General features: G+C 38.9%; 27 protein-coding genes and 1 riboswitch. Of the genes, 18 read left to right on the top strand and 9 right to left on the bottom strand.

Going from position 1 to position 22,176, the window contains the following annotated elements; genetic code table 11:
• Positions 1-131: 131 nt before the first annotated feature.
• Positions 132-1,073, bottom strand: a complete 942-nt coding sequence (locus FB379_RS01045; RefSeq protein WP_063386558.1) for a 1,4-dihydroxy-2-naphthoate polyprenyltransferase — start codon at positions 1,071-1,073, stop codon at positions 132-134.
• 241 nt (positions 1,074-1,314) lie between these two features.
• Between FB379_RS01045 and FB379_RS01040 the strand changes: the two genes are divergently transcribed.
• The 5 genes from FB379_RS01040 to FB379_RS01020 all read left to right on the top strand — a co-directional run bounded on the left by FB379_RS01040 (position 1,315) and on the right by FB379_RS01020 (position 7,627).
• The gene (locus tag FB379_RS01040) at positions 1,315-2,736 is read left to right on the top strand and encodes an isochorismate synthase (RefSeq protein ID WP_158640145.1); all 1,422 of its coding nucleotides are present in this window, start codon (positions 1,315-1,317) and stop codon (positions 2,734-2,736) included.
• Positions 2,726-4,456 (top strand): 2-succinyl-5-enolpyruvyl-6-hydroxy-3-cyclohexene-1-carboxylic-acid synthase, encoded by a 1,731-nt coding sequence (gene menD / locus FB379_RS01035; RefSeq protein WP_144596700.1) that lies wholly within the window; start codon positions 2,726-2,728, stop codon positions 4,454-4,456. Before FB379_RS01040 ends, menD begins: the two co-directional genes overlap by 11 nt.
• Complete coding sequence (menH, locus tag FB379_RS01030) at positions 4,453-5,274, top strand: 2-succinyl-6-hydroxy-2,4-cyclohexadiene-1-carboxylate synthase (RefSeq protein WP_412674446.1); 822 nt, start codon at positions 4,453-4,455, stop codon at positions 5,272-5,274. Before menD ends, menH begins: the two co-directional genes overlap by 4 nt.
• A 12-nt stretch (positions 5,275-5,286) precedes the next feature.
• Positions 5,287-6,105: a 1,4-dihydroxy-2-naphthoyl-CoA synthase gene (gene menB, locus FB379_RS01025; protein ID WP_063386561.1), complete on the top strand. Its 819-nt coding sequence runs from the start codon at positions 5,287-5,289 to the stop codon at positions 6,103-6,105.
• Positions 6,106-6,172: 67 nt separating this feature from the next.
• Positions 6,173-7,627 carry an o-succinylbenzoate--CoA ligase gene (locus FB379_RS01020; RefSeq protein ID WP_144596696.1) on the top strand — a complete coding sequence of 485 codons (1,455 nt, stop codon included), beginning with the start codon at positions 6,173-6,175 and terminating at the stop codon, positions 7,625-7,627.
• A 7-nt stretch (positions 7,628-7,634) separates the two neighbouring features.
• Here FB379_RS01020 and FB379_RS01015 read toward each other — a convergent pair whose 3' ends face one another.
• Entirely contained in the window at positions 7,635-7,823 is a 189-nt protein-coding gene (locus tag FB379_RS01015) for a hypothetical protein (protein WP_144596694.1), read from the bottom strand.
• A gap of 58 nt (positions 7,824-7,881) precedes the next feature.
• Entirely contained in the window at positions 7,882-8,115 is a 234-nt protein-coding gene (yidD, locus tag FB379_RS01010; RefSeq protein WP_375338802.1) for a membrane protein insertion efficiency factor YidD, read from the bottom strand.
• A gap of 118 nt (positions 8,116-8,233) precedes the next feature.
• Between yidD and FB379_RS01005 the strand changes: the two genes are divergently transcribed.
• From FB379_RS01005 to ytkD, 4 genes are all read left to right on the top strand, one after another.
• The gene (locus FB379_RS01005) at positions 8,234-8,707 is read left to right on the top strand and encodes an S-ribosylhomocysteine lyase (RefSeq protein WP_063386565.1); all 474 of its coding nucleotides are present in this window, start codon (positions 8,234-8,236) and stop codon (positions 8,705-8,707) included.
• A gap of 96 nt (positions 8,708-8,803) precedes the next feature.
• Positions 8,804-9,247 (top strand): Dps family protein, encoded by a 444-nt coding sequence (locus tag FB379_RS01000; protein WP_063386566.1) that lies wholly within the window; start codon positions 8,804-8,806, stop codon positions 9,245-9,247.
• 94 nt (positions 9,248-9,341) lie between these two features.
• Positions 9,342-9,668 (top strand): hypothetical protein, encoded by a 327-nt coding sequence (locus tag FB379_RS00995; RefSeq protein ID WP_063386567.1) that lies wholly within the window; start codon positions 9,342-9,344, stop codon positions 9,666-9,668.
• A gap of 65 nt (positions 9,669-9,733) precedes the next feature.
• On the top strand, positions 9,734-10,207 hold the full coding sequence (ytkD, locus tag FB379_RS00990; RefSeq protein WP_063386568.1) for an RNA deprotection pyrophosphohydrolase: 474 nt from the start codon (positions 9,734-9,736) through the stop codon (positions 10,205-10,207).
• 161 nt (positions 10,208-10,368) lie between these two features.
• On the opposite strand, the gene FB379_RS00985 is transcribed toward ytkD, so the two are convergent.
• Genes FB379_RS00985 through FB379_RS00975 form a run of 3 tightly spaced genes read right to left on the bottom strand, consistent with a single transcriptional unit; the run spans position 10,369 to position 12,960 of the window.
• Positions 10,369-11,175, bottom strand: coding sequence for an ABC transporter permease (locus FB379_RS00985; protein WP_063386569.1), 807 nt, complete (start codon positions 11,173-11,175; stop codon positions 10,369-10,371).
• Positions 11,153-11,932: an ABC transporter ATP-binding protein gene (locus FB379_RS00980; protein ID WP_066249444.1), complete on the bottom strand. Its 780-nt coding sequence runs from the start codon at positions 11,930-11,932 to the stop codon at positions 11,153-11,155. The genes FB379_RS00985 and FB379_RS00980 overlap by 23 nt, the downstream gene beginning before the upstream one ends.
• Positions 11,933-11,976: 44 nt before the next feature.
• Positions 11,977-12,960, bottom strand: a complete 984-nt coding sequence (locus FB379_RS00975) for an ABC transporter substrate-binding protein (RefSeq protein ID WP_144596692.1) — start codon at positions 12,958-12,960, stop codon at positions 11,977-11,979.
• A 119-nt stretch (positions 12,961-13,079) separates the two neighbouring features.
• Between FB379_RS00975 and FB379_RS00970 the strand changes: the two genes are divergently transcribed.
• From FB379_RS00970 to FB379_RS00955, 6 genes are all read left to right on the top strand, one after another.
• Entirely contained in the window at positions 13,080-13,862 is a 783-nt protein-coding gene (locus FB379_RS00970; protein WP_063386572.1) for an alpha/beta hydrolase family protein, read from the top strand.
• Between the two features lie 64 nt (positions 13,863-13,926).
• Positions 13,927-14,169, top strand: coding sequence for a DUF2584 domain-containing protein (locus FB379_RS00965; RefSeq protein ID WP_063386573.1), 243 nt, complete (start codon positions 13,927-13,929; stop codon positions 14,167-14,169).
• A gap of 284 nt (positions 14,170-14,453) precedes the next feature.
• Positions 14,454-14,636, top strand: a complete 183-nt coding sequence (locus FB379_RS19155; RefSeq protein WP_063386574.1) for a transposase — start codon at positions 14,454-14,456, stop codon at positions 14,634-14,636.
• Complete coding sequence (locus FB379_RS18390; protein ID WP_157727914.1) at positions 14,573-14,728, top strand: hypothetical protein; 156 nt, start codon at positions 14,573-14,575, stop codon at positions 14,726-14,728. Before FB379_RS19155 ends, FB379_RS18390 begins: the two co-directional genes overlap by 64 nt.
• A 285-nt stretch (positions 14,729-15,013) precedes the next feature.
• On the top strand, positions 15,014-15,247 hold the full coding sequence (locus FB379_RS00960; RefSeq protein ID WP_242009265.1) for a hypothetical protein: 234 nt from the start codon (positions 15,014-15,016) through the stop codon (positions 15,245-15,247).
• Complete coding sequence (locus FB379_RS00955) at positions 15,213-15,395, top strand: IS3 family transposase (protein ID WP_094245283.1); 183 nt, start codon at positions 15,213-15,215, stop codon at positions 15,393-15,395. The genes FB379_RS00960 and FB379_RS00955 overlap by 35 nt, the downstream gene beginning before the upstream one ends.
• A gap of 74 nt (positions 15,396-15,469) precedes the next feature.
• On the opposite strand, the gene pckA is transcribed toward FB379_RS00955, so the two are convergent.
• On the bottom strand, positions 15,470-17,059 hold the full coding sequence (pckA, locus tag FB379_RS00950; RefSeq protein WP_063386648.1) for a phosphoenolpyruvate carboxykinase (ATP): 1,590 nt from the start codon (positions 17,057-17,059) through the stop codon (positions 15,470-15,472).
• 268 nt (positions 17,060-17,327) lie between these two features.
• A riboswitch (SAM riboswitch) is annotated at positions 17,328-17,519 on the top strand.
• A 205-nt stretch (positions 17,520-17,724) separates the two neighbouring features.
• On the opposite strand from pckA, the gene metK reads away from it, so the two are divergent.
• Positions 17,725-18,930: a methionine adenosyltransferase gene (gene metK, locus FB379_RS00945; protein WP_063386575.1), complete on the top strand. Its 1,206-nt coding sequence runs from the start codon at positions 17,725-17,727 to the stop codon at positions 18,928-18,930.
• Positions 18,931-18,979: 49 nt separating this feature from the next.
• Here the strand turns inward: metK and FB379_RS00940 are convergent, their stop codons facing one another.
• Positions 18,980-19,510, bottom strand: coding sequence for a phosphatase PAP2 family protein (locus FB379_RS00940; RefSeq protein ID WP_066249451.1), 531 nt, complete (start codon positions 19,508-19,510; stop codon positions 18,980-18,982).
• 172 nt (positions 19,511-19,682) lie between these two features.
• Positions 19,683-20,210, bottom strand: coding sequence for a gamma carbonic anhydrase (locus FB379_RS00935; RefSeq protein ID WP_063386577.1), 528 nt, complete (start codon positions 20,208-20,210; stop codon positions 19,683-19,685).
• A 68-nt stretch (positions 20,211-20,278) separates the two neighbouring features.
• On the opposite strand from FB379_RS00935, the gene FB379_RS00930 reads away from it, so the two are divergent.
• Positions 20,279-21,058 carry an alpha/beta hydrolase gene (locus tag FB379_RS00930; RefSeq protein WP_144596690.1) on the top strand — a complete coding sequence of 260 codons (780 nt, stop codon included), beginning with the start codon at positions 20,279-20,281 and terminating at the stop codon, positions 21,056-21,058.
• A 36-nt stretch (positions 21,059-21,094) separates the two neighbouring features.
• Positions 21,095-22,174: a tetraprenyl-beta-curcumene synthase family protein gene (locus tag FB379_RS00925; protein WP_063386578.1), complete on the top strand. Its 1,080-nt coding sequence runs from the start codon at positions 21,095-21,097 to the stop codon at positions 22,172-22,174.
• Positions 22,175-22,176: the final 2 nt, after the last annotated feature.

Below are 22,176 nucleotides of genomic sequence, written 5' to 3'. Positions count from 1 at the left end.
ATCGTCCTTTCTGTAATGTTGTGTGGTAACTTCATTTTACTAGAAAGGACGATTTTTTTGTGCATTTTTTTTAAAAAGTGAAAAAATGAGGGGCTCCAAAAAGTCAGTTACCCTGACTTTTTGGACAGCCCCTACTGAGATATGATGGTGCTTATGAGCAAACCTGCAGCAAGCAAAAAGCCTAATAAAGTGTTTGTTTGCGATGTTGCTTTCATGGCCGGCATCATTTCAATAGGCTTTGTTTTGCCGACAAATCGCTTCACCGCTTGAATAGCTTTTGGAATGCTAAGAAAAGCAAGAATAGACCACCATGTGGAATAATCAAAAATGATCATAATAAAAATGAGACAGTAAGAAACAATAAACATAATTGCTAAAAATCGAATTGCATTCTGGCGGCCAAGCAAAATTGCTAATGTTTTTCTTCCGTTTTCCTTATCGCCGTCTAAGTCTCTTATGTTATTCGCAAGCATGATGGCGCCGATCGTGATCGCAATCGGGATCGAATGAATGAAAGCTGTTGAAGTTAGATAACCTGTCTGAATAAAAAAGGAAATAAGGATAATAACGACTCCCATAAATAAACCTGAAGCTAGCTCGCCAAACGGCGTGTAAGCGATTGGATATGGACCTCCAGTATATAAGTATCCTACTGCCATACAAATTGAACCGACTAATGCCAACCACCAGCTTGACTGGAGACAGATGTAAATTCCCAATAGGATAGAGACAACAATACATGTGATTGCTAAATTTAAAACGGTTTGGGGCTTGAAGCCATTTCGGACAATTGCTCCTCCAATTCCGACAGATTCTTCTGTATCAAGACCTCGTTTATAATCGAAATATTCATTAAATAAGTTTGTGGCTGTTTGAATTAACAACGAGGCAGTAAGCATTGTAAGAAAAAGTCCAATATGAATGGGTCCTACTTGCAGTGCCAAAAGAGTTCCGACAATCACGGGGACAAATGCTGCAGTTAATGTATGGGGTCTTAAAAGCATCCACCAAGCCCGAAACCCTCGTTCAGCTTTTATAATGGGTACATTATGTGACTCCGTTTTAGGATGCATAATATGTTCTCTCCTTTATTTCATTCTGAAAACGAAAGCTATTCCCCACAACCTAGTCTAGAAAAATGTCGAAAGAGTGTCAATTGTTTTTCATTGGAATAAATGCTCAAGCCCCATCAAAGAGCTGAGGCAGTTTGTTTGCTTGTTGTTTTGCATTGTGTCATTCTATAATATAGTTGACATAAATTTTGAACAGGTGTATCTTAATATAAGCTATTTTTCGGTTATGGAGGGATCATCTTTGGTTTCAATTCCATGTTCAGATACATTGAGGGATAAAGTTGCGAATGCTGTCAATCATGTCAAAAAATATTCCCATCCAATCATTTTAAGTTATGTATTTGAAATCAAGGAGAAAGATCCGCTCCAGATTTTCTCAAGCTTTCAATCGGCTTATGCAGGGAAAAGATTTTATTGGGCGACACCTGATCGTACATTTATCCTTTGTGGAATTGGTGTTGAGCTCGAATTGACGACAGACAAAAAATTTTCCAACCGTTTTTTTGACATTTATTCAAAGTGGAAAGATTGGAAAGAGCATATACAAATTGAAGGCGCCCATCCGATTGGAACGGGTCCGCTTCTTTTTGGGGGTTTTTCTTTTGACCCTTTAAAAAATGCGAATTCTTCAAAATGGAAACCGTTTCATGAAGCACGATTCACTTTACCTTCTTTCATGATTACAAAAATTGGCCGTCACACACTTGCTACTATAAACAGGTTAATTCAATCAACTGATGATATAAATGAAATTATAAATCATTTCAATACATATGAATACACCTTAAAGAAAAAAAATGAAAACACAAATTCTTTTTTGAATTTTACCATCAAAAAAGAAAGTTTGTTTTATAAAAAAGAGTGGATGGCAGCTGTTGAAAAAGCAACAGAACAAATAAAACAAAACCGTTTTGAGAAAGTCGTATTGGCAAGGGAAATGCTGCTGGAGTTTGAGGGATCGATTGATATACATTATGTTTTATCAATGTTAAATGAACATCAGCCTAATTGTTATTTATTTGTTGTTGAAAATGAAGGAAAAACGTTCGTTGGCGCAACTCCTGAGCGGCTTGTAAGCAAGAGAGACCAAAAGGTTCAGTCTGCATGTGTAGCAGGATCAATTAAAAGAGGAAAAACAGTGGAGGCAGACGAAGAATACGCTCAGATGCTGCTTTCAGATACAAAAAACATTCATGAACATCAAATTGTTGTAAAAGCGATCGAAAAAGTGTTCCGTGAATATTGCCAAGAAGTGCAACTACAAAACAATCCAACGATTTTAAAAACGCCGAATATTCAACATTTGTATACACCTGTTGAAGGAACCGTAAAAAAAGGTTTTACGTTGATTGATTTTGTAGAAAAATTGCATCCGACCCCTGCGCTTGGCGGCTATCCGAAAGATGCTGCTCTAGCATTTATTCGCAATGAAGAACCTTTAGAGAGAGGCTGGTATGCTGCTCCGGTTGGATGGATGGATGATCAGGACAACGGAGAATTTGTCGTTGCGATCCGTTCAGGTCTGCTGGATGAGCAAAAAGCTTATTTGTACGCAGGATGCGGGATTGTTGGAGATTCAAAGCCGGAAGAGGAATACAGGGAGACAGAAATCAAATTTGGACCTATGCAGCATGCATTAGGGGGAAAACTGAATGAAAAATAAAAATCTATCTGACTATGTCATTGCATTTGTAAATGGATTAATTACAAAAGGTATTTCTGAAGTTGTGATTAGCCCAGGTTCACGATCTACCCCGCTTGCGATCACATTTGCAGAGCATCCGAAAATACATACTTATATTAATATTGATGAACGATCTGCAGGTTTTTTTGCTCTTGGATTGGCTAAAAAACAAAGAAAACCTATTGCTTTGCTTTGCACATCAGGAACAGCTGCAGCAAACTATTATCCAGCTATCATAGAAGCCCATTATTCACGCATCCCTCTTGTGATTTTAACGGCTGACAGACCTCATGAGCTGCGGGATATTGGAGCTCCACAAGCAATTGATCAAATTCATCTGTATTCGAACTATGTGAAATGGTTTGTTGATTGCGCTCTTCCTGAAAGCAGTCAAACGATGCTGTTATATATAAAAAATATCGCTCAACGGGCGGTCCAAACTGCAAATGAAAATCCGAAAGGACCAGTCCATATCAATTTACCTTTCCGAGAGCCGCTTTTGCCCGATCTATCGAAAATCCATCAATTGCAGAAGTCTCTTCATATTGAGCCAGTGGTGGAAACAAAAAAGCTAGTCGAACATGAGCAAATTGAACGGATTGTGGATGAAATCGATTCAAGCGAGAAAGGACTTATTGTATGCGGGGAATTACATAACAAAGAGTTTCGTGAACAAGTTTTGGCACTAGCAGAGAAATTGAAATTCCCGATATTAGCGGATCCGTTGTCCAATTTACGCTTTGGCGAACATTCTAAACATTATATTATTGATTGTTATGATTCCATTTTAAAAACGATGGGAAAGAAAGCGTATCTGAAACCTGATGTCGTCCTTCGTTTTGGTGCAATGCCCGTCTCAAAACCGCTGTTTCTATTGTTAAGAGACCATCCTGAAATAAAGCAAATTGTGGTTGATGGTGATGGCGGTTATCGCGATCCTACTTTATCAGCAGAACATGTTCACAGTGATGAAGCCTATTTATGTGAAATGCTGATCAAAAAATGTAAAGATAAACAGGAAACATCCTGGTGCAAAAAATGGAAACAAGTAAACAATCTCTTTCGAGAGTATTTGTCAACGCCGGTCATTGAGGAAGATTCTTTATTTGAAGGAACGGTATATGTCGAATTGCAAAAATTGCTCCCGGATCGCTGCAATGTATTTGTAGGAAACAGCATGCCGATTCGAGATGTCGACACGTTTTTCCATAACAGTGATAAAAATATTACGGTTTATGCCAACCGGGGAGCGAACGGAATTGACGGAGTCGTTTCGACAGCCCTTGGGGTTTCTGCAGCTAGTCATGAAAAAACTATTTTAATCATAGGGGATTTATCATTTTATCATGATTTGAATGGACTCCTTGCTGCAAAACAAAATAAATTGAACTTAACCGTTTTATTAATTAATAATAACGGCGGCGGCATTTTTTCATTTTTGCCGCAGGCGGATGAAAAGACGCATTTTGAACAATTGTTTGGCACCCCGACCAATTTAGATTTTCAATATGCAGCCAGCTTATATAGTGCACATTATAAAAAAATTTCCACTTGGGAAGAATTCAGAAGCGAGTTTCAATTCTGCATGAATAGAGATGGATTAAATATTATTGAAATTCCGACCAATCGACATACACGAGTCAACGAACAGAGAAAATGGCTTCGTTCTGTTTCCTGGGAAATAGAAAGGATGTTATGATGGGAAAATTGGCCGTTCGAAATGTGAATTATTTGGTTGAAACGTTTGGAAAGGGGGAGCCACTTGTTCTCCTTCATGGTTTTACAGGAAGCGGAGAAACCTGGGGATTTTTGAAAAATTGTTTAAAAAAATACCAGCTTATACTTATCGACATCATCGGCCATGGTCAAACAGATTCGCCTGAAAATCCTGAAAGATATCGGATGGAAGAAGCAGTTGAAGATCTAAAAGAAATATTGCTTTCATTAAATATTCGAAAAGCGCATGTGCTCGGGTATTCAATGGGCGGAAGATTGGCATTGAGCTTTGCAATGAGACAGCCGGAATTTGTGAAGACTTTAATATTGGAAAGCAGTTCTCCTGGATTAAAAACTGAAAAGGAACGAGAGGCGAGAAGGCTGCAGGACGAACGACTTGCCCAAATGATTTTGGACGAAGGGGTTGCGGCATTTGTACAACATTGGGAAAATATCCCTTTGTTTTTAACGCAAAAGTCTCTCCCGCCTGCCGTCAAGGACAAAATAAGAAAGGACCGGCTGAAAAATAATGCAATTGGATTGGCAAACAGTTTAAAAGGAATGGGAACTGGCGTTCAACCTTCATGGTGGGGAGCATTAAAAAGTTTCAACATCCCTACATTATTAATTTGCGGTGAAAGGGATCTTAAGTTTTGCAAAATTATGAAAGAAATGAACCAATTGATTCCTTGCTCTGAATTAAAGGTCGTGCCGCAGGCCGGACATGCAGTTCATGTGGAACAGTCAAAATTTTTTGGTAAAATAGTAGATGAGTTTCTCCAACATTTTTCTACATATTAAAGGAGGATAAAAATGGGATTTCCTTGGGTAAAAGAACGAGAATATGATGAAATCATTTATGAAACGTACAATGGGATAGCAAAAATTACGATGAATCGTCCTCATGTACATAATGCATTCACACCAAAAACGGTCGCGGAAATGATCGATGCTTTTTCCTATGCGCGGGACGATGATAAAATTGGTGTAATTATTTTGACAGGTGCTGGTGATAAAGCGTTTTGCTCAGGCGGAGATCAAAAAGTGCGGGGGCATGGCGGATACGTAGGTGATGATAAAATTCCTAGATTAAACGTTTTGGATTTGCAACGGCTTATTCGGGTGATTCCAAAACCGGTTATTGCGATGGTGAACGGATATGCAATTGGAGGAGGACATGTTCTGCATGTCGTGTGTGATTTAACGATCGCATCAGAGAATGCAATTTTCGGACAAACAGGCCCAAAAGTCGGAAGCTTTGATGCAGGATATGGAGTGGGACTGCTTGCCCGGCTTGTTGGTACGAAAAGAGCTCGTGAAATATGGTATTTATGCCGTCAATATAATGCGCAGGAAGCTTATGAGATGGGCTTAGTCAACAAAGTTGTCCCATTAGAGCAGCTTGAAGAGGAAACTGTCAAATGGTGTGAAGAAATTTTGGAAAAAAGCCCAACTGCTATTCGCTTCTTGAAAGCTGCTTTTAATGCAGATACAGATGGTCTCGCCGGTCTCCAACAATTTGCGGGGGATGCGACATTATTGTATTATACAACAGATGAAGCGAAAGAAGGACGAGATGCATTTAAAGAGAAAAGAAAACCTGATTTCAAACAATTCCCGCGTTTCCCATAAAAAGAACAAGCAGCTTGATGGCGATGCATCGAGCTGCTTTATTGTGCAATAATCGAGGTGTCGAGACATGAGTGCAAATCGAAATGAAACACCGAATTGGCTTAAACAGCGAGCTTTTTTGACTCCGGACCGATTGGCCATTCGTTATGAGGGGAAAAATTATTCATTTTTGGACTTGCATCAGCTTGTTGAAAAAAGAGCAAGACAGCTGCATCAAATAGATATCAAGCGTGGAGATACAGTCGGGCTTTTAATGAAAAACAGCTTAGAAATGGTCATTAATATTCATGCTTTAATGTATCTCGGTGCGGTCAATGTTCTTTTGAATACTAGACTAACAGCTGGAGAATTATTATGGCAAATAAATGATGCGAATATAAAATGCGTTATCTGTGATGATGAATTATCGGTTCATTTTCCCGGTAAAAAAGTTATTACATTATCAGAGTTGAAGCTTTGTGATGAAAAGGAAGCAGCATTAGATGACAGCTTTATTTTAGATGACGTGGCAACGATTATGTATACGTCTGGAACAACAGGAAAACCGAAAGGAGTTCAGCAAACATTTGGGAATCATTGGTGGAGTGCGATCGGTTCTGTGCTGAATCTTGGACTGAAGGACGGCGATTGCTGGCTTTTGGCAGTTCCTCTTTTTCATATAAGCGGACTGTCAATTTTGATGCGCAGCGTCATTTATGGAATCGGAATTGTTCTCCATTCTTCATTTTCAGCGAAAGAAGCAAACAGAGCGATCAAAAATGAAGGAGTTACGATTGCTTCCGTCGTTACGGCCATGCTGAATGACATGCTGCAGGAATTAGGAAGTGACACGTATCCGAAATCGTTTCGCTGCATGCTTTTAGGAGGAGGTCCTGCCCCGCGGCTGATTCTTGAACAATGCCGTGAAAAAGAAATTCCCGTTTTTCAAACATATGGGATGACGGAAACGTGTTCGCAAATTGCCACATTAGCCCCTGAATTTTGCTTTTCAAAACTCGGATCTGCGGGAAAACCGTTGTTTCCAGCTCAAATTCGGATCGTAGCAGACGGCAAGGACTGCTCCCCTAATGAAGAAGGAGAAATTGTAGTAAAAGGACCGAATGTTACACCGGGGTATTTACATCGTCCAGACGCAACAAACGAAGCTATACGTGACGGCTGGTTTTATACTGGAGATTTAGGCTATCTGGATGAAGAAGGATTTTTATATGTATTGGATCGCCGATCCGATTTAATTGTTTCGGGAGGAGAAAACATTTATCCGGCGGAGGTTGAAGCAGTTATTTTGTCGCATCCTTCCGTAAAAGATGTAGGAGTGGTAGGAAAAGAAAATAAAAAATGGGGAAAAGTTCCCCATGCTTTTGTCGTCCGAAGCGAAGAGGTGTCTGAAGAAGAATTAAGGCAATTTTGTTTGAAAAAGCTGGCAAAATACAAAGTTCCAAAAGGATTTACATTTGTTGAATCTCTGCCACGAAATGCATCTAAAAAGCTGCTCAGGAGAAAACTAAAAGAATGGCTGTAGTTTTTGGCTACTCATGATCGATAGTTAAAATATCATATTGGCTAATATGCAATAAGTGATGGATTTCGTTTGGCAAATGTTCGAACGAGCCGTATTCATAGCTCCACAAATTTAAAAAAGAACAAACAGAAGAATGGAACGTCTCTTCTGTTGCATTATTCACTTCATGTTTAAATTGAGCGATCATATTTTCCATATCTTTTGCTCCCCTTTAGCTTTATTTGATAATTGTAGTATTTTGCATTATTTTTCATTTATTCACTCGTTTTTTTATTTATATCTTTTTCAATTTCCGGGACAGGGTCAAATCCTCCCGGGTGAAACGGGTGGCATTTCAAGATTCGTTTTACTGTCAGAAAGCCGCCTTTGACAGCTCCGAAACGCTTCACTGCTTCAAGCCCGTATTCAGAGCATGTTGGGTAAAAGCGGCATGAAGGCGGCTTTAACGGGGAGATAAAGATTTGATAAAAACGGATAAGGGCGATCATGACAGATTTCACAGCAAGCACCTCTTTTTTCTGGAATCTTGACAACATTTTAACATAAATGTATGTTATAAAATTTTGTGTTAAAATGGAAACTAAGAAAATGTAAGGAGTGATGGGAATGCCTTCAGTGGAGAGTTTTGAACTGGATCATACAAAAGTGCAAGCACCGTATGTCAGACATTGCGGAGTACATAAAGTCGGCACGGATGGAGTAGTTAACAAATTTGATATCCGCTTCTGCCAGCCGAATAAGCAGGCAATGAAACCGGATGCTATTCACACATTGGAGCATCTTCTGGCATTTACAATTCGCAAATATGCGGAAAAATATGATCACTTTGATATCATTGATATTTCTCCAATGGGGTGTCAAACAGGCTTTTATTTAGTCGTTAGCGGGGAACCGACCGTAAAAGAAATCATTGATTTATTGGAAGAGACAATGAAAGATGCTGTAGAGCAGACAGAAGTGCCTGCCGCAAACGAACTGCAATGCGGCCAAGCGAAGCTTCATGATTTAGAAGGCGCCAAAAAGCTCATGGAATATTGGCTAAAGCATAGTAAAGAGGATTTGGAAAAAGTGTTCAGCTAACAGCTACACGCAATGATGCAACTTTTTTTATAGTTTTAAGAGTGCAAAAAAGGGGTACTGTATAACTAAAAGATTAAATAAAAAGGAGATGGGATTATGTCTAAACAAGATTTATTTCAAATCGTAAATAAACAAATTGCGGATTGGACGGTACTTTATGTAAAATTACATAACTTTCATTGGAATGTAAAAGGAGACCAATTTTTCGTTCTCCATGAAAAATTTGAAGAGCTGTACAATGAAGCTGCAGGTTATATTGACGAATTAGCGGAAAGACTTTTAGCTTTGGGCGCTAAACCTGTTGCTACGATTAGAGAAAGCCTAGAAATCTCCTCTATTAAAGAAGCAGAAGGCGTTGAAACTGCAGAACAAATGGTGCAGGCAGTTGTTGACGACTTTTCCGCCATCATTCAAGATTTGGACAAAGGAATCAAAGTTGCTGAAGAAGTGAATGACGAAGCAACTGGTGACATGCTTCTCGATATTAAAGTGAATCTTGAAAAACATAACTGGATGTTAAAGTCATTCCTTGGAAAATAATTATATCCTTCCTCTTTTGGCTGCGTTAGGCAGCCTTTTTTTATAAATATTTTTCTTTGATAAGGCAATACTTAAAAAGAGGAGGGGGATATAAATGTCCGAAAATCCAAAAAAAACCTATTATATATCAGTAGCTAGCGGTGAGATTTCCCAAAGCAGAGAAGCATCTCCGTGGGATTTTCAAATTTCTGCCAATGATGAGGAAATTACGGAGTTACGGGAGTATTTCGATCAGATTCATTCTACCAGCTGGCAAAATTTCTTCCGGGCGCATGTTCCGTATATACAGTATCATTATGACAAGGAAAATGATGCGATTGATGCTTTAACAAAAAAAGTATATGAATTCATTTATAAGCATGGCGACGAAGAAGCTAGAAAACATATTGCTTCAATGGGTCTTATGCATAATCAAGAATAAGTTATACAATCCTCTTTTCCATATGTTATGATGAAAACAGATAAATGGGAGTAGAGGGATTGATTATGTTTTATTTTAAAGATTTTTACGGCAATGATGTATACCTGTCTTTCCGTCAACACCCTTTTTCTGTTTACCCGAAGCATGTTTGGGTCATCTGCCGATATGAAAACAAATGGCTTTTAACTTTACATGAAGACCGGGGCTACGAGTTTCCAGGAGGAAAAGTCGAGAACGGCGAAAAGCCGGTTGAAGCTGCTGTCCGGGAAGTGAGGGAAGAAACGGGAGGAATTGTCCAAGATATCGTATATATTGGGCAATATAAGGTTATAGGAAAAGAGAAAACGATTGTGAAAAATATTTATTATGCGGAAATTGAGAGGCTCGAAAAACAGAGCACGTATTTTGAAACGTTAGGTCCAGTCCTGCTTGCGGACTTGCCTGAAAAAATTGAGGACGATCATCGCTTTAGCTTTATTATGAAAGATGATGTTCTAAAACGAAGCTTGGAAAAAATTTATGCCGATTACATAAAATAGCTTTTAAATTCCTGAAAGTCGGTTTAGAAATTGTTTAAGGGGGTGTCTAGTAAGTCGTTTTTACGGCTTATTGACGCCCCCATTAATGTGTTAGAAACGTTGATATATCGGTGTTTATGATTTTTTGTTTTCAATGGCGATTTGACTTTCTTGACAGCCTCTTATTGGCTTTTGATTAATGTTTTTTCAATTAGTTCGACAATTTTGTACATGATCGTTGCAAAGATGGCAATGATAACTAGGCTTAACAGCACAAGGGTAAAATTAAAAACTTGGAACCCGTAAATAATCATATAGCCTAATCCTTTAGCTGAAACGAGAAATTCTCCGACGATCACACCCACCCAAGATAACCCGACATTGACTTTCAAAGTAGAAATAATGGTTGGAAAAGATGACGGCAGGATCGCCTCTCTGAACACGTGCTTTTTGCCTGCCCCAAATGTTTGCAGCACTTTTATATAATTCGGATCCACTTCTTTAAAGGAAGTATAGACTACAATTGTAGTAATAATAACCGAAATGATTGTTCCCATCGCGATAATTGAGGTAAATCCGGGCCCAAGTACAACGATGAAAATCGGCCCAAGAGCTACTTTCGGCATTGCGTTTAAAACCACTAAATACGGATCTAATATTTTAGACAGCCTTGGAAACCACCATAATAGAGCAGCAAGTAATGTCCCGAATAATGTCCCAAAAATAAACCCCAAGACCGTTTCAAAAAGCGTCACGTTCAAATTGGCAAGTAATGTACCGTCCTGCAGTTTTTCAACAAATAAGTGAAAAATTTTTGTCGGCGAACTGAATATGAGCGGGTCTATCCATTTTTGGCTGGATGACACCTCCCATATGAGAAAAAAAGAAATAAAAATTAAGATTTGATAAAAGGTAATCCATTTCTTTTCTTTATGCAATCTTTGCAAATATTGTTTATGGAGGAGATCAATTGTTGTTGTTTGTTTCAAGCTGATCTAACTCCTTCCAGATTAAGTCAAAAAGTGAAGTATACGTTGGATGCTGCCTTGTTTTAAACGGGGATGTATCCCGCAATTCTTTTGGGACAGTAAATATTTTGGCAATTTTGCCAGGCCTTTTGGATAGCAGGACAATCCGATCGCTCATGGCGATTGCTTCCCCAATATCATGCGTGACTAGAATGGCTGTTTTTTTAAAATCCTTTAATGTTTGAAAGACTAAGTCTTCAAGCTTTAATTTCGTTTGATAATCGAGGGCGGAAAAAGGTTCATCCAATAGCAGCATTTTCGGATCTGTAGAAAGAGTGCGGACTAAAGCGGCTCTTTGTCTCATTCCGCCTGATAATTGATTCGGATATAGCTTTTCTACATTTTCGAGACCCATTTGGTGCAGAAGCTGAAATGTCCGCTTTTTCTCATTTTCATTCAGTTTGTTCAATAATTTTAATCCAATTAAAATATTTTCCTCTATCGTTTTCCATGGAAATAAATAATCTTGTTGCAGCATATAACCGACAGACGGTGTTGCGGAAGATATTTGCTTTCCGTTCAAAATAACTTGCCCTTCTGTCGGTTTCATGATACCGGCAATGATGGAAAGCAGCGTTGTTTTGCCGCAGCCGCTAGGACCTAGAAAGGATATAAATTCCCCTTCCTCTACTTCCAAATGGATGTCCTCCAAAGCTGTCGTTGCCGATTTTTTTGTAAAATAAGTATGGCTGACATGATCGATCGTTAAAAATGACAATCTCCTCCCCCCTTGTCGATAAATTTACTCCTTTTGAAACAACATTATTTTGCCACTTCGTTTGCTATGGACGTGTTGACTAATAGTTCATAATCAATTTTCTCCGGCAGTTCTCCTGCTTCTTCCACAATTTTTTGCAAATTGTTCCATTCGTCCTCATCTAACAGCGGGGTTTTTGCATAGGATCCTTGGCTTTTATAACGGTCAATGGAAGATATTAAAATATCGATCGGCGTATCTTTAAATTGCGGCGCTATCGTTTCGGCAATTGTTTCGGCGTCATGTTCTTCCACCCATTTTTGCGCTTTGTAGAGCGCTTTTGTGAATTTTTTCACCGTTTTATCATTTTTCTTAATATAGCTTTCTTTTGCCATAAATGTTGTATAAGGAACTTTGCCCGATTCCTTGCCGAAGGATGCGATAATGTGACCTTTTCCTTCTTTTTCAAAAATACTTGCGGTTGGCTCAAACAGTTGAACATATTCGCCTGTACCGGAAGCAAAAGCATTTGCAATATTCGCAAAGTCGATGTTTTGGATAAGGTTTAAATCTTGATGCGGATCGATGTTATGCTTTTTCAGCACAAATTCCCCTACCATTTGCGGCATGCCGCCTTTACGCTGTCCTAAAAAAGTGCTTCCTTTTAAATCTTCCCATTGAAAATCATCCAACTTGGCTCTGGAGACAAGGAAAGTGCCGTCCGTTTCGGTCAGCTGGGCGAAGTTAATGACTGGGTCATTTGCTTCTTGGGCATATACGTAAATGGACGTTTCCGAACCGACAAGACCGATATCAGCGCCGTTTGATAAAATGGCGGTCATTGTTTTATCTCCGCCCCAAGTAGTTTTTAATTCTACGTCCAGTCCTTCTTCTTTGAAAAATTCTTTTTCAATGGCCACGTACAATGGTGCGTAAAAAACAGAATGAGTGACTTCCGCCAGCCGAATTTTTTCCACTCCTCCGCCGCAGGCTGAAAGAGGTATGATGAAAAGGATCACCAATACGATGGAAGCAAGCCTTTTTTTCATGTGAAATCCTCCCTAATGATGTTCATATTAAAGGAAAAATGTTTAAATATATTTATCTAGGATAAAGTATGAAAAAAAAATATAATGTGTGATTGCCTACCTAAATGGAGGTTGAAAAGATGCTGAGAAACGGAGAAATAGTTGACAAACAAATTTTCCCATCACCGAACCCTTCGATTAAGCTTTCCATCGTGACATATATTTCTGAAGGACTAAAAGTGAAAGGTCTGTTAGCAGAGCCTGTTCAAGAAGGTGTTTATGATGGCTTTTTATATTTGCGCGGAGGGATTAAAAATGTTGGTATGGTTCGGGCAGGAAGAATTATACAATTTGCATCAAAAGGCTTTATCGTGATGGCTCCCTTTTATCGAGGAAATTTAGGAGGAGAAGGGAATGAAGATTTTGCGGGGAATGATCGTTTTGATGCGGTCAATGCATTCTATTTGTTGATGAAACATCCGCAAGTGAATCCGGATCGCATTCACGTTTTTGGCTTTTCAAGGGGAGGAGTCATGGCCTTGCTTACTGGGATTATATGCTCAAATGTTCGATCTGTTGTAAGCTGGGGCGGGGTGTCTGATATGTTTTTAACTTATGAGGAGAGAAAGGACTTAAGAAGGATGATGAAAAGAGTTATTGGAGGGACACCGAAGAAATATCCTGACCGCTATAAATGGCGGACACCGTTGTATTACCTTGAAAAAATGCAAGCACCCGTTTTAATCATTCATGGGGGAAAAGATGAAAACGTGTCAATTGAACATGCATATCGATTGGAAAGAAGGCTGAAAGAATTGGGAAAGCAAGTGGAAAGCTGGTATTTCCAACATTTTAGTCATCATTTTCCGCCTCGGCATAACCGGATGGTTTTAGAACGAATGATAAAATGGATGAAAAATTGACCATTATATTTTTCATATGATACATACTAAAAAATGATCGATCAAATGAAAGGGGATTGGAGAAATGGGCATGCCGCTTGAATTAAATACGATGATTATTACAAAAGGGAAGGAAAAGCGGATAGAGGAAAACGTATTTCAGCTTGTCAAAGATGGCTATCGCCTTTATCCTATGAATATTCCTTTGGAAGTTCGAAAAACGTTGATAAGCGATCCTACAGGAACAGCTGAAATTATTAAATTGGAATGGGCTGATAACAAAACCGTGCTTACTTATAATCTCACTTCATTGTACTCAACCAATTAACCGTCATCATATTTCCGTTCATTTGTTGAACGGATTGTGGAAGGAGGAATTTGCTTAATTTTATCGAGTACGGCTTCCATTTGTCTTATCATAAAAAATCGCGTAACCCCTTTTTCATAAAAGTTCGTTGAAAAAGGGGTTTTCGTCTAAAAATCTGCGTATGCCGATTTGTTTTGCCAAACCACATAAAAATATTAAAAGGCTATCGACAAAGTGATATGCTCCCCTTAAGGTAGACAGATTAAAATATAAAAAATCTGTTTTACCTTAGGGGGAGTTTTTCTATGTATAAGCAATATACAACAGAGCTCAAACTTGAAGTTTTACTTGCATATGAAAACCGAGAATGTACTATTCAAGAGCTTTGTAAAAGGTATCAAATTACTAAATATTCTTTAAGGCAATGGATAAAGACAAACGAGGAAGAAAAAAAGAAGAAGCAGAGTTATCTCCAGAAGAGAAAATGAAACTGGAGATGAAAAAGTTAGAAAGAGAAAATGAGCGCTTACGTGCGGAGAATCTATTTTTAAAAAAGTTAGAGGAAATCGAAAGGAGGTGAAAGTAAACCAAATCCGTTTTGAAGACAAGTATATCGCAATCCGGGAACTTCATGAGAAAGAAAACTAAGCATAATCTTATATGTGAAATCGCCGGTATTTCACGAGCTGCTTACTATAAGTGGTTAAAACGTTTTCCCTCAACATGTTGCAGAAAATATATTGAATCGTGAATTTACAGCGGAAAAGCCAAGTGAAAAATGGGTAGCTGATGTCACAGAATTAAAATAGGTTCATCAAAGAGAGCCTATTTAAGTGCTATTCTTGATCTATATGATGGATCAATTGTGAGCGATGTTTTAGGACATTCCAATCATCATCATCTTGTATTCAAAACGTTGGATGAAGCTACCGTACTTTTAAAAGGAGAGCATCCACTTATTCATAGTGACCGTGGGTTCCAATATACCTCTCATGGTTTTAAACGTAGGATAGACCAAGCAGAGATGACACAAAGTATGTCAATAGTAGGTAGATGTATTGATAATGGGCCAATGGTATCTTTTTGGGGAACGCTTTAAATGCGAGAAGTATTATTTACATAAGTATCAGACATTTAAAGAATTAGCTCTTGCGATGGATGAGTACAACCGCTTTTATCATTATGAAAGGTATCAAAAAAGATTAAGCGGCTTTAGCCCCATGGAATATAGAGCTAAAGCCGCTTAGGTATATTTTTATTATTTCTACAGTCTACTTGACAGGGGACAGTTCAAAGCTGTAGCCGAAAGTAAGTAATTTTTTTATATGATTGGACCGCCAAGTTCTTCAATTTCCTTCGGAACGTTCGAGAATTTTTTGAAGTTCTCTTTGAATGCTTTTGCTAATTCATACGCTTTTTGTTCATAAGCGTTTTTATCACTCCATGTTTTAATAGGCTGTAAAACTTCATCAGGCACTCCTGGAACATGAGCAGGAATCGCCAGCCCGAAAATAGGGTCTTTTACAGTTTCCACCTCATCGAGTTCGCCTTCCAATGCTGCCTGAACCATGGCTCTTGTATAAGCAAGTTTAATTCGTTTTCCTACTCCGTATTCTCCGCCGGTCCACCCTGTATTGACTAAAAATACTTTCACATCATGTTCTTCGATTTTTCTTCCGAGCATTTCAGAGTATCTTGTAGCTGGAAGCGGAAGAAATGGTGCGCCAAAGCATGTGGAGAACGTTGTTTTAGGGGAAGTAATACCCCTTTCCGTTCCAGCAAGCTTGCTCGTATAACCGCTTAAGAAATGATACATAGCCTGTTCTTTCGTTAATTTGCTTATTGGCGGCAGAACACCGAACGCATCAGCTGTTAAAAAAATAATTGTGTTAGGGTGACCCGCAATGCTCGGTTTAGCAATATTGTCAATCGCTTCAATTGGATAAGCCGCACGGGTGTTTTCTGTTAATAAGGAGTTGTCATAATCAGGAATTCGTGTCGATTCATCAACCACAACGTTTTCCAAAACGGAACCGAATCGAATCGCGTTATAAATTTGAGGTTCTTTTTCTTCAGACAAACCGATGCATTTTGCATAACAGCCGCCTTCAATATTAAAAATACCAGATGAAGACCAGCCGTGTTCATCATCACCAATTAATCGGCGTTTTGGATCGGCGGAAAGTGTTGTTTTGCCTGTTCCCGATAAACCGAAAAAGAGCGCGACATCGCCTTCTTGACCGACATTGGCGGAGCAGTGCATTGAAAATATATCTCTTTCTGGAAGCAGGAAGTTCATGACGGAAAAGATAGACTTTTTCATCTCGCCTGCATATTCAGTTCCGCCGATCAGGATTATTCTCTTTTCAAAAGAAATAATGATAAATGCTTCTGAGTTCGTTCCATCCACAGCTGGATCTGCTTTAAAGGAAGGAGCGGAAACAATCGTAAACGGATTTTTATGCTCCTTTAAATCGTCTTGGCTTTTCGGACGGATAAACAGTTGGCGAGCAAATAAATTTTGCCACGCCAATTCATTGACCACTTGAATTGGAAGACGATATTTTTTGTCAGCTCCGGCAAATCCGTTAAAAACATAAATTTCATCTCTATTTTTTAAATATTGTATGACTTTTAAGTACAGTTTTTCAAAAACTTCTGATGAAATTGGCTTGTTGACGGGTCCCCAATCAATTAAATGCTTGACAGAATCTTCTTCAACGATGAATTTATCTTCTGGTGACCGGCCGGTATATTTGCCTGTTGTAACCGAAACTGCACCTGTATTTGTTAAAAAACCTTCTTTCCTAGCTAAAACTTTTTCTACAAGTCGTGCGACTGGTAAATTATGATATGCATTTGGTCCGCTGATCAACGAAGCTAATTCATTTGATACATCTACAATATTCATATACATACCATCCTTTTTTTGCATATTTGAAATGGTTTTATAGAAATAGTATAACACATTCGCAAAAATAATCCATCCTATTTATCGATTTCTGAAAATAATGTTTTTACTATATATTTTGCCTTCATTTTTGGGCATCATACGAATCATGATTGATCAGCTGATACTGAAATAATGGATATCAGATGATTTGGAAAATTACAGAGAAGCTTTATTTATTGTTGACAAGTACTTTTTTGCTCCTGTATGATATACATTTGAACGGATACTCTTATCCCGAGTTGGCGGAGGGACAGGCCCTATGAAGCCCAGCAACCGGCTCGTTGAAAGAAGACAGTAGAATATGGCTTTCAAAATCCCGGTATTCTATGGACATACAACATGATGCGAAAGAATTCCATATTCATAGACGAGCAATGGTGCTAACCTGATGCAAGGTTATATCCTTGAACGATAAGAGTGAAAGGCAATGATGTTTATAACAACCTTTCCTCTGGCAGGGAAGGTTTTTTCTATGTATAAGAGAAATCTCGTTTAGCCAAGTTTTTCTTATCGTACGCAATTTTGATATGTTTACAACAGTGGTGAGGGAATGAGTTCCGTGTCAATGTCAAGGAGTGTAGCACTCCATAAACATCATTTTAAGTTTGAGGAGGAAGCAGTAAATGACAAAAAAGCGCCGTCTGTTTACATCTGAATCCGTAACGGAAGGGCATCCGGACAAAATTTGCGACCAAATTTCAGATGCGATTTTAGATGCCATTTTAGAAAAAGATCCGAACGCACGTGTAGCTTGCGAAACATCTGTCACCACCGGACTTGTATTAGTCAGTGGAGAAATTACGACAAGCACGTATGTGGATATACCAAAAATTGTGCGAGAAACGGTCAAAGAGATCGGCTATACGAGAGCTAAATACGGTTTTGATGCTGAAACTTGTGCTGTTTTAACATCAATTGATGAGCAATCACCCGATATTGCTGCAGGGGTGGATAAAGCTTTAGAAGCGCGAGAAGGACAAATGACTGATGAAGAAATTGAAGCGATTGGCGCTGGAGATCAAGGGTTAATGTTCGGTTTTGCATGCAATGAAACGAAGGAATTAATGCCTCTCCCGATTTCCATTGCCCATAAGCTTTCACGCCGGCTTACAGAAGTTAGAAAAAGCGAAGAAATTCCTTATTTGCGTCCGGACGGAAAGACGCAAGTTACGGTAGAATATGATGAAAATGAACAGCCGGTTAGAATTGACACAATTGTCATATCGACTCAACACCATCCGGAGGCAACTTTAGAACAAATTAAGCAGGATATTAAAGAAAAAGTAATTGATCCGGTTGTGCCAAAAGAACTGATCGATGAAGAAACAAAATATTTCATCAACCCTACCGGACGTTTCGTTATTGGCGGACCACAAGGAGATGCAGGATTAACGGGACGAAAAATCATTGTCGATACTTACGGAGGCTATGCGCGCCATGGCGGAGGAGCTTTCTCAGGAAAAGATCCGACGAAGGTAGACCGATCTGCAGCTTATGCGGCTCGTTATGTAGCGAAAAATATTGTCGCAGCCGGACTTGCAGACAAATGCGAGGTTCAGCTGGCCTATGCAATTGGTGTGGCGAAACCTGTCTCTATTTCTGTTGATACGTTCGGTACTGGCAAAGTAAGCGAAGATGTTTTAGTTGAATTAATTCGCAATAACTTTGATTTGCGCCCAGCTGGCATTATAAAAATGCTTGACTTGCGCCGCCCGATTTACAAACAGACAGCTGCTTACGGTCATTTCGGACGCAACGATCTAGATTTGCCATGGGAACGCACAGATAAAGCGGAAGCTTTGCGCGAACAAGCTCATCAATATTTGTAAAATAAAAAAGGTGTCCAATGCGATGCATGCATTAGACACCTTTTTGCTTTTATGGTCCGAATGCGACAAAACAGATGGTGCCTGCTGAAGCTCCTAGAACTATTCCCGCCAGCACATCTGAAGGGTAGTGTAGGCCAAGAAAAATTCTTGATAGTGCTACACTGAATGCGAGAGGAAGCAAAATCCATGTTAAGGCTGGAAAAAAGAGCAAAAATGGTGTAGCCACTGAAAATACAGCTGTCGTATGTCCAGAAGGAAATGAATGGTCAGTTAACGGATTTTCTAACACTTTTGTTTCAAATAATGTAAGATAAGGCCGTCTGCGTGGATAAATTCTTTTCACAATGAAAACCGGAATATGACTGAAAAAAAGAGCAGCTGAACTTGCCAAGGCAACAGTTTTTACAGGTTCATTAAAAAATAACATCAGCATTAAACATGTTGCAATTGAAAAAACAGCCCCTCCTAAATGAGTAATATACCGAAAATAAACATTCAGTCCTTTTCGTTCAAAATGCGAATTAATCAGTTTGAACAACTTGCACTCAAATTGGTAAAGCTGATTCAGCAGTCTGCCCATGTTAAAGTTCCTCTTTTCAAAAAGCAAAAATTCTTATAAAAAATTTTCTCTCATATTTATGTAAACTTCAACAAATCTAATAAAAATTTTACAAAATTTTAAAAATGCATGAAGCTGCCCGGTAAAGAATGACATTTGAAAGAGAAAGTTTTAAAATGTTTTTATAAGCAATTTATATGTTGTTCATACGAGCAATATTTTTATAATATTGAGCTTTTTCGATATACTCGCGACGGATGCGCTCCATATCTTGAAGATCTTCTTCTGTTAATTCTCTAATCACTTTGGCGGGTCTTCCGAATGCTAAAGTTTTCTCAGGTATCTTTTTGCCTGGCGGGACAAGACTGCCTGCACCGATAAAAGCGCCTTTTCCGATTTCTGCTCCATCCAGAATAATCGAACCCATTCCAATTAGAGCTCCTTTCCGCACAATCGCACTGTGGAGCAGAACTTGATGGCCGACGGTTACATCATCTTCAATAATTAACGGTTTATTTGGGCTCTGGTGCAGACAGCATTGGTCTTGAATATTGACCCGATTTCCAATAATAGTTGGGGCAACGTCACCGCGAATAACCGTCTGAAACCAAATGCTTGATTCATCTCCTATTTGAACATCGCCGGTGATTGTGACAAAATCAGCTATATAAGCCGAATCGCTAATTATAGGTTTTTTGTCTTTATATGGATAAATAACCATGGGAACCATCCTTTTCTTTTTTTCATATTATAACAAATTTTCCGTCATGTTCGGAAAGGAGTTAATTTATGTGGAAATGGGTAAGTTCTAGTCCTAAAGCTGCGATTGTCATCATTCATGGAGCTTTAGAACATCATGGACGTTACAAATGGCTGATAAAAAAGTGGCAAACAAACGGGTACCATGTTGTCATGGGGGATTTGCCAGGACAAGGAAATTCATCCTCCAGACGGGGACATGTCCAATCGTTTGATGAATATATTGATGAAGTTGACCGTTGGATCAGGGAGGCTCAATCTTTCCAATTGCCGCTTTTTTTGCTGGGGCATAGCATGGGCGGTTTAATAGCCATACGTACGCTGCAGAGAAATAAAATTCCGTTAAACGGGGTCATTTTATCTTCGCCATGTTTAGGAATTTTGCAAAAACCGAGTAAAGCGCTCGATCTTTTGGCAAAAGGATTAAATATTTTCGCGCCTAGGGTACGCTTTGATTCCGGTTTGACAGTTGAGATGGCAACGAGAAATAAGGAAATTCAAGACATAAACAGAAACGACTCCCTTTACGTAAGAAAAGTTTCTGTGCGCTGGTACAGAGAGCTTCTTCATGCTATTGAACTAGCATTTCAGCAGCTTCCGCAGTTTCCAGATGTCCCTCTTTTCGTCATGCAGGGAGGAGAAGACAAAATTGTTGATAAATCAGCAGTTCAAAAATGGTATAGTCAGTTGAATCTCACGGAAAAGAGCTATAAAGAATGGGAAGGACTATATCACGAAATTTTTAATGAACCGGAAAGAGAACTTGTTTTTCAAGATGCGTTGAGATTTACAGAAAGCCATTTAACATAAACACTGGAATTTTACAATGAAGAGGTGAGTTGATCTTTGAGTATACCTGAACACCCTATCAGCCTTATGTCAAGAGTTTATAGGGAAATTCTTCCGACCGTCCATTATTACTTAGATGGGTGGAAAAAAAAGGCTGAGGAAATACCGAATCCTGAATTGAGAAAGCAGGCGCTTGCAAGCATAAATACGAAGGCATTTCATTGCGAAGGAGGAAGCATTTTAGCGCTTTTGTCGAACTCTCATATAGAGGAATGCATAGAGTTTATCGTTGCTTATCAAACGATTAGCGATTACTTGGATAATTTATGCGACAGAAGCACTTCTTTTGATCCGGAAGATTTCCGCATGCTGCACCAATCAATGAAGGACGCACTGTCGATTCATGCAGAATTAAAAAATTACTACCAATTTCGTGAGGACCAAGATGACGGCGGATATTTAAAAGAGCTTGTCATGACATGCCAAAGAATGCTGAGCCAATTGGAGAACTATCCGGTTATAGCTGGCTATTTGATGGAGCTTTGCGAATATTATTGTGAACTGCAAGTACATAAGCATGTAATAGAAGAGGAAAGAGTGCCAAGGCTAGTACAGTGGTTCGAACAATATAAATCTTCCCTCCCGGATATGCGGTGGTATGAATTTTCTGCCTGCGCTGGATCGACATTGGGCATTTTTTGTTTAGTCGCCTATGCATTTCAGCCCAGCTTTAACGAAGCGATTGCCAAAAAAATTAAAGACGGTTACTTTCCATATGTGCAAGGGCTTCACATTTTATTGGATTACTTTATTGATCAAGAGGAGGATCAATTGGAGGGCGATTTAAATTTTTGCAGTTTTTATGAAAGCACATCAGAAATGATGGAACGATTAGCTCATTTTGTACATGAAGCGGACAAAAATTTAAAAGGTATTCCGAACGAAAATTTTCATAAATTAATTAACCGCGGATTGCTCGGCATTTATTTATCTGATGACAAAGTATTAGTACATAAAGATTTAGGAAAGCTGGCTAAAAAATTAATAAAAAAAGGAGGAACAACCTCCGTTTTCTTTTATGTGAATGCTAGGGCATATCGAACGTTCCGAAAATGGAATTTGATTAAATCTTCTTGATG

This window comes from Aeribacillus composti, assembly GCF_007827555.1.
Lineage (GTDB): Bacteria > Bacillota > Bacilli > Bacillales > Aeribacillaceae > Aeribacillus > Aeribacillus composti.
Note: the sequence above shows the minus strand (reverse complement) of the source record. Positions and strands in the feature narration are given on the sequence as shown.

What these genes read in the sequence shown, in the direction of transcription:
- FB379_RS01045 (WP_063386558.1), bottom strand. Translation starts at nt 1,073, where the DNA reads ATGCATCCTAAAACGGAGTCACATAATGTACCCATTATAAAAGCTGAA.
- menD (WP_144596700.1), top strand. Translation starts at nt 2,726, where the DNA reads ATGAAAAATAAAAATCTATCTGACTATGTCATTGCATTTGTAAATGGA.
- menH (WP_412674446.1), top strand. Translation starts at nt 4,453, where the DNA reads ATGATGGGAAAATTGGCCGTTCGAAATGTGAATTATTTGGTTGAAACG.
- menB (WP_063386561.1), top strand. Translation starts at nt 5,287, where the DNA reads ATGGGATTTCCTTGGGTAAAAGAACGAGAATATGATGAAATCATTTAT.
- FB379_RS01020 (WP_144596696.1), top strand. Translation starts at nt 6,173, where the DNA reads ATGAGTGCAAATCGAAATGAAACACCGAATTGGCTTAAACAGCGAGCT.
- FB379_RS01015 (WP_144596694.1), bottom strand. Translation starts at nt 7,823, where the DNA reads ATGGAAAATATGATCGCTCAATTTAAACATGAAGTGAATAATGCAACA.
- yidD (WP_375338802.1), bottom strand. Translation starts at nt 8,115, where the DNA reads ATGATCGCCCTTATCCGTTTTTATCAAATCTTTATCTCCCCGTTAAAG.
- FB379_RS01005 (WP_063386565.1), top strand. Translation starts at nt 8,234, where the DNA reads ATGCCTTCAGTGGAGAGTTTTGAACTGGATCATACAAAAGTGCAAGCA.
- FB379_RS01000 (WP_063386566.1), top strand. Translation starts at nt 8,804, where the DNA reads ATGTCTAAACAAGATTTATTTCAAATCGTAAATAAACAAATTGCGGAT.
- FB379_RS00995 (WP_063386567.1), top strand. Translation starts at nt 9,342, where the DNA reads ATGTCCGAAAATCCAAAAAAAACCTATTATATATCAGTAGCTAGCGGT.
- ytkD (WP_063386568.1), top strand. Translation starts at nt 9,734, where the DNA reads ATGTTTTATTTTAAAGATTTTTACGGCAATGATGTATACCTGTCTTTC.
- FB379_RS00975 (WP_144596692.1), bottom strand. Translation starts at nt 12,960, where the DNA reads ATGAAAAAAAGGCTTGCTTCCATCGTATTGGTGATCCTTTTCATCATA.
- FB379_RS00970 (WP_063386572.1), top strand. Translation starts at nt 13,080, where the DNA reads ATGCTGAGAAACGGAGAAATAGTTGACAAACAAATTTTCCCATCACCG.
- FB379_RS00965 (WP_063386573.1), top strand. Translation starts at nt 13,927, where the DNA reads ATGGGCATGCCGCTTGAATTAAATACGATGATTATTACAAAAGGGAAG.
- FB379_RS19155 (WP_063386574.1), top strand. Translation starts at nt 14,454, where the DNA reads ATGTATAAGCAATATACAACAGAGCTCAAACTTGAAGTTTTACTTGCA.
- FB379_RS18390 (WP_157727914.1), top strand. Translation starts at nt 14,573, where the DNA reads ATGGATAAAGACAAACGAGGAAGAAAAAAAGAAGAAGCAGAGTTATCT.
- FB379_RS00955 (WP_094245283.1), top strand. Translation starts at nt 15,213, where the DNA reads ATGGGCCAATGGTATCTTTTTGGGGAACGCTTTAAATGCGAGAAGTAT.
- pckA (WP_063386648.1), bottom strand. Translation starts at nt 17,059, where the DNA reads ATGAATATTGTAGATGTATCAAATGAATTAGCTTCGTTGATCAGCGGA.
- metK (WP_063386575.1), top strand. Translation starts at nt 17,725, where the DNA reads ATGACAAAAAAGCGCCGTCTGTTTACATCTGAATCCGTAACGGAAGGG.
- FB379_RS00940 (WP_066249451.1), bottom strand. Translation starts at nt 19,510, where the DNA reads ATGGGCAGACTGCTGAATCAGCTTTACCAATTTGAGTGCAAGTTGTTC.
- FB379_RS00935 (WP_063386577.1), bottom strand. Translation starts at nt 20,210, where the DNA reads ATGGTTATTTATCCATATAAAGACAAAAAACCTATAATTAGCGATTCG.
- FB379_RS00930 (WP_144596690.1), top strand. Translation starts at nt 20,279, where the DNA reads ATGTGGAAATGGGTAAGTTCTAGTCCTAAAGCTGCGATTGTCATCATT.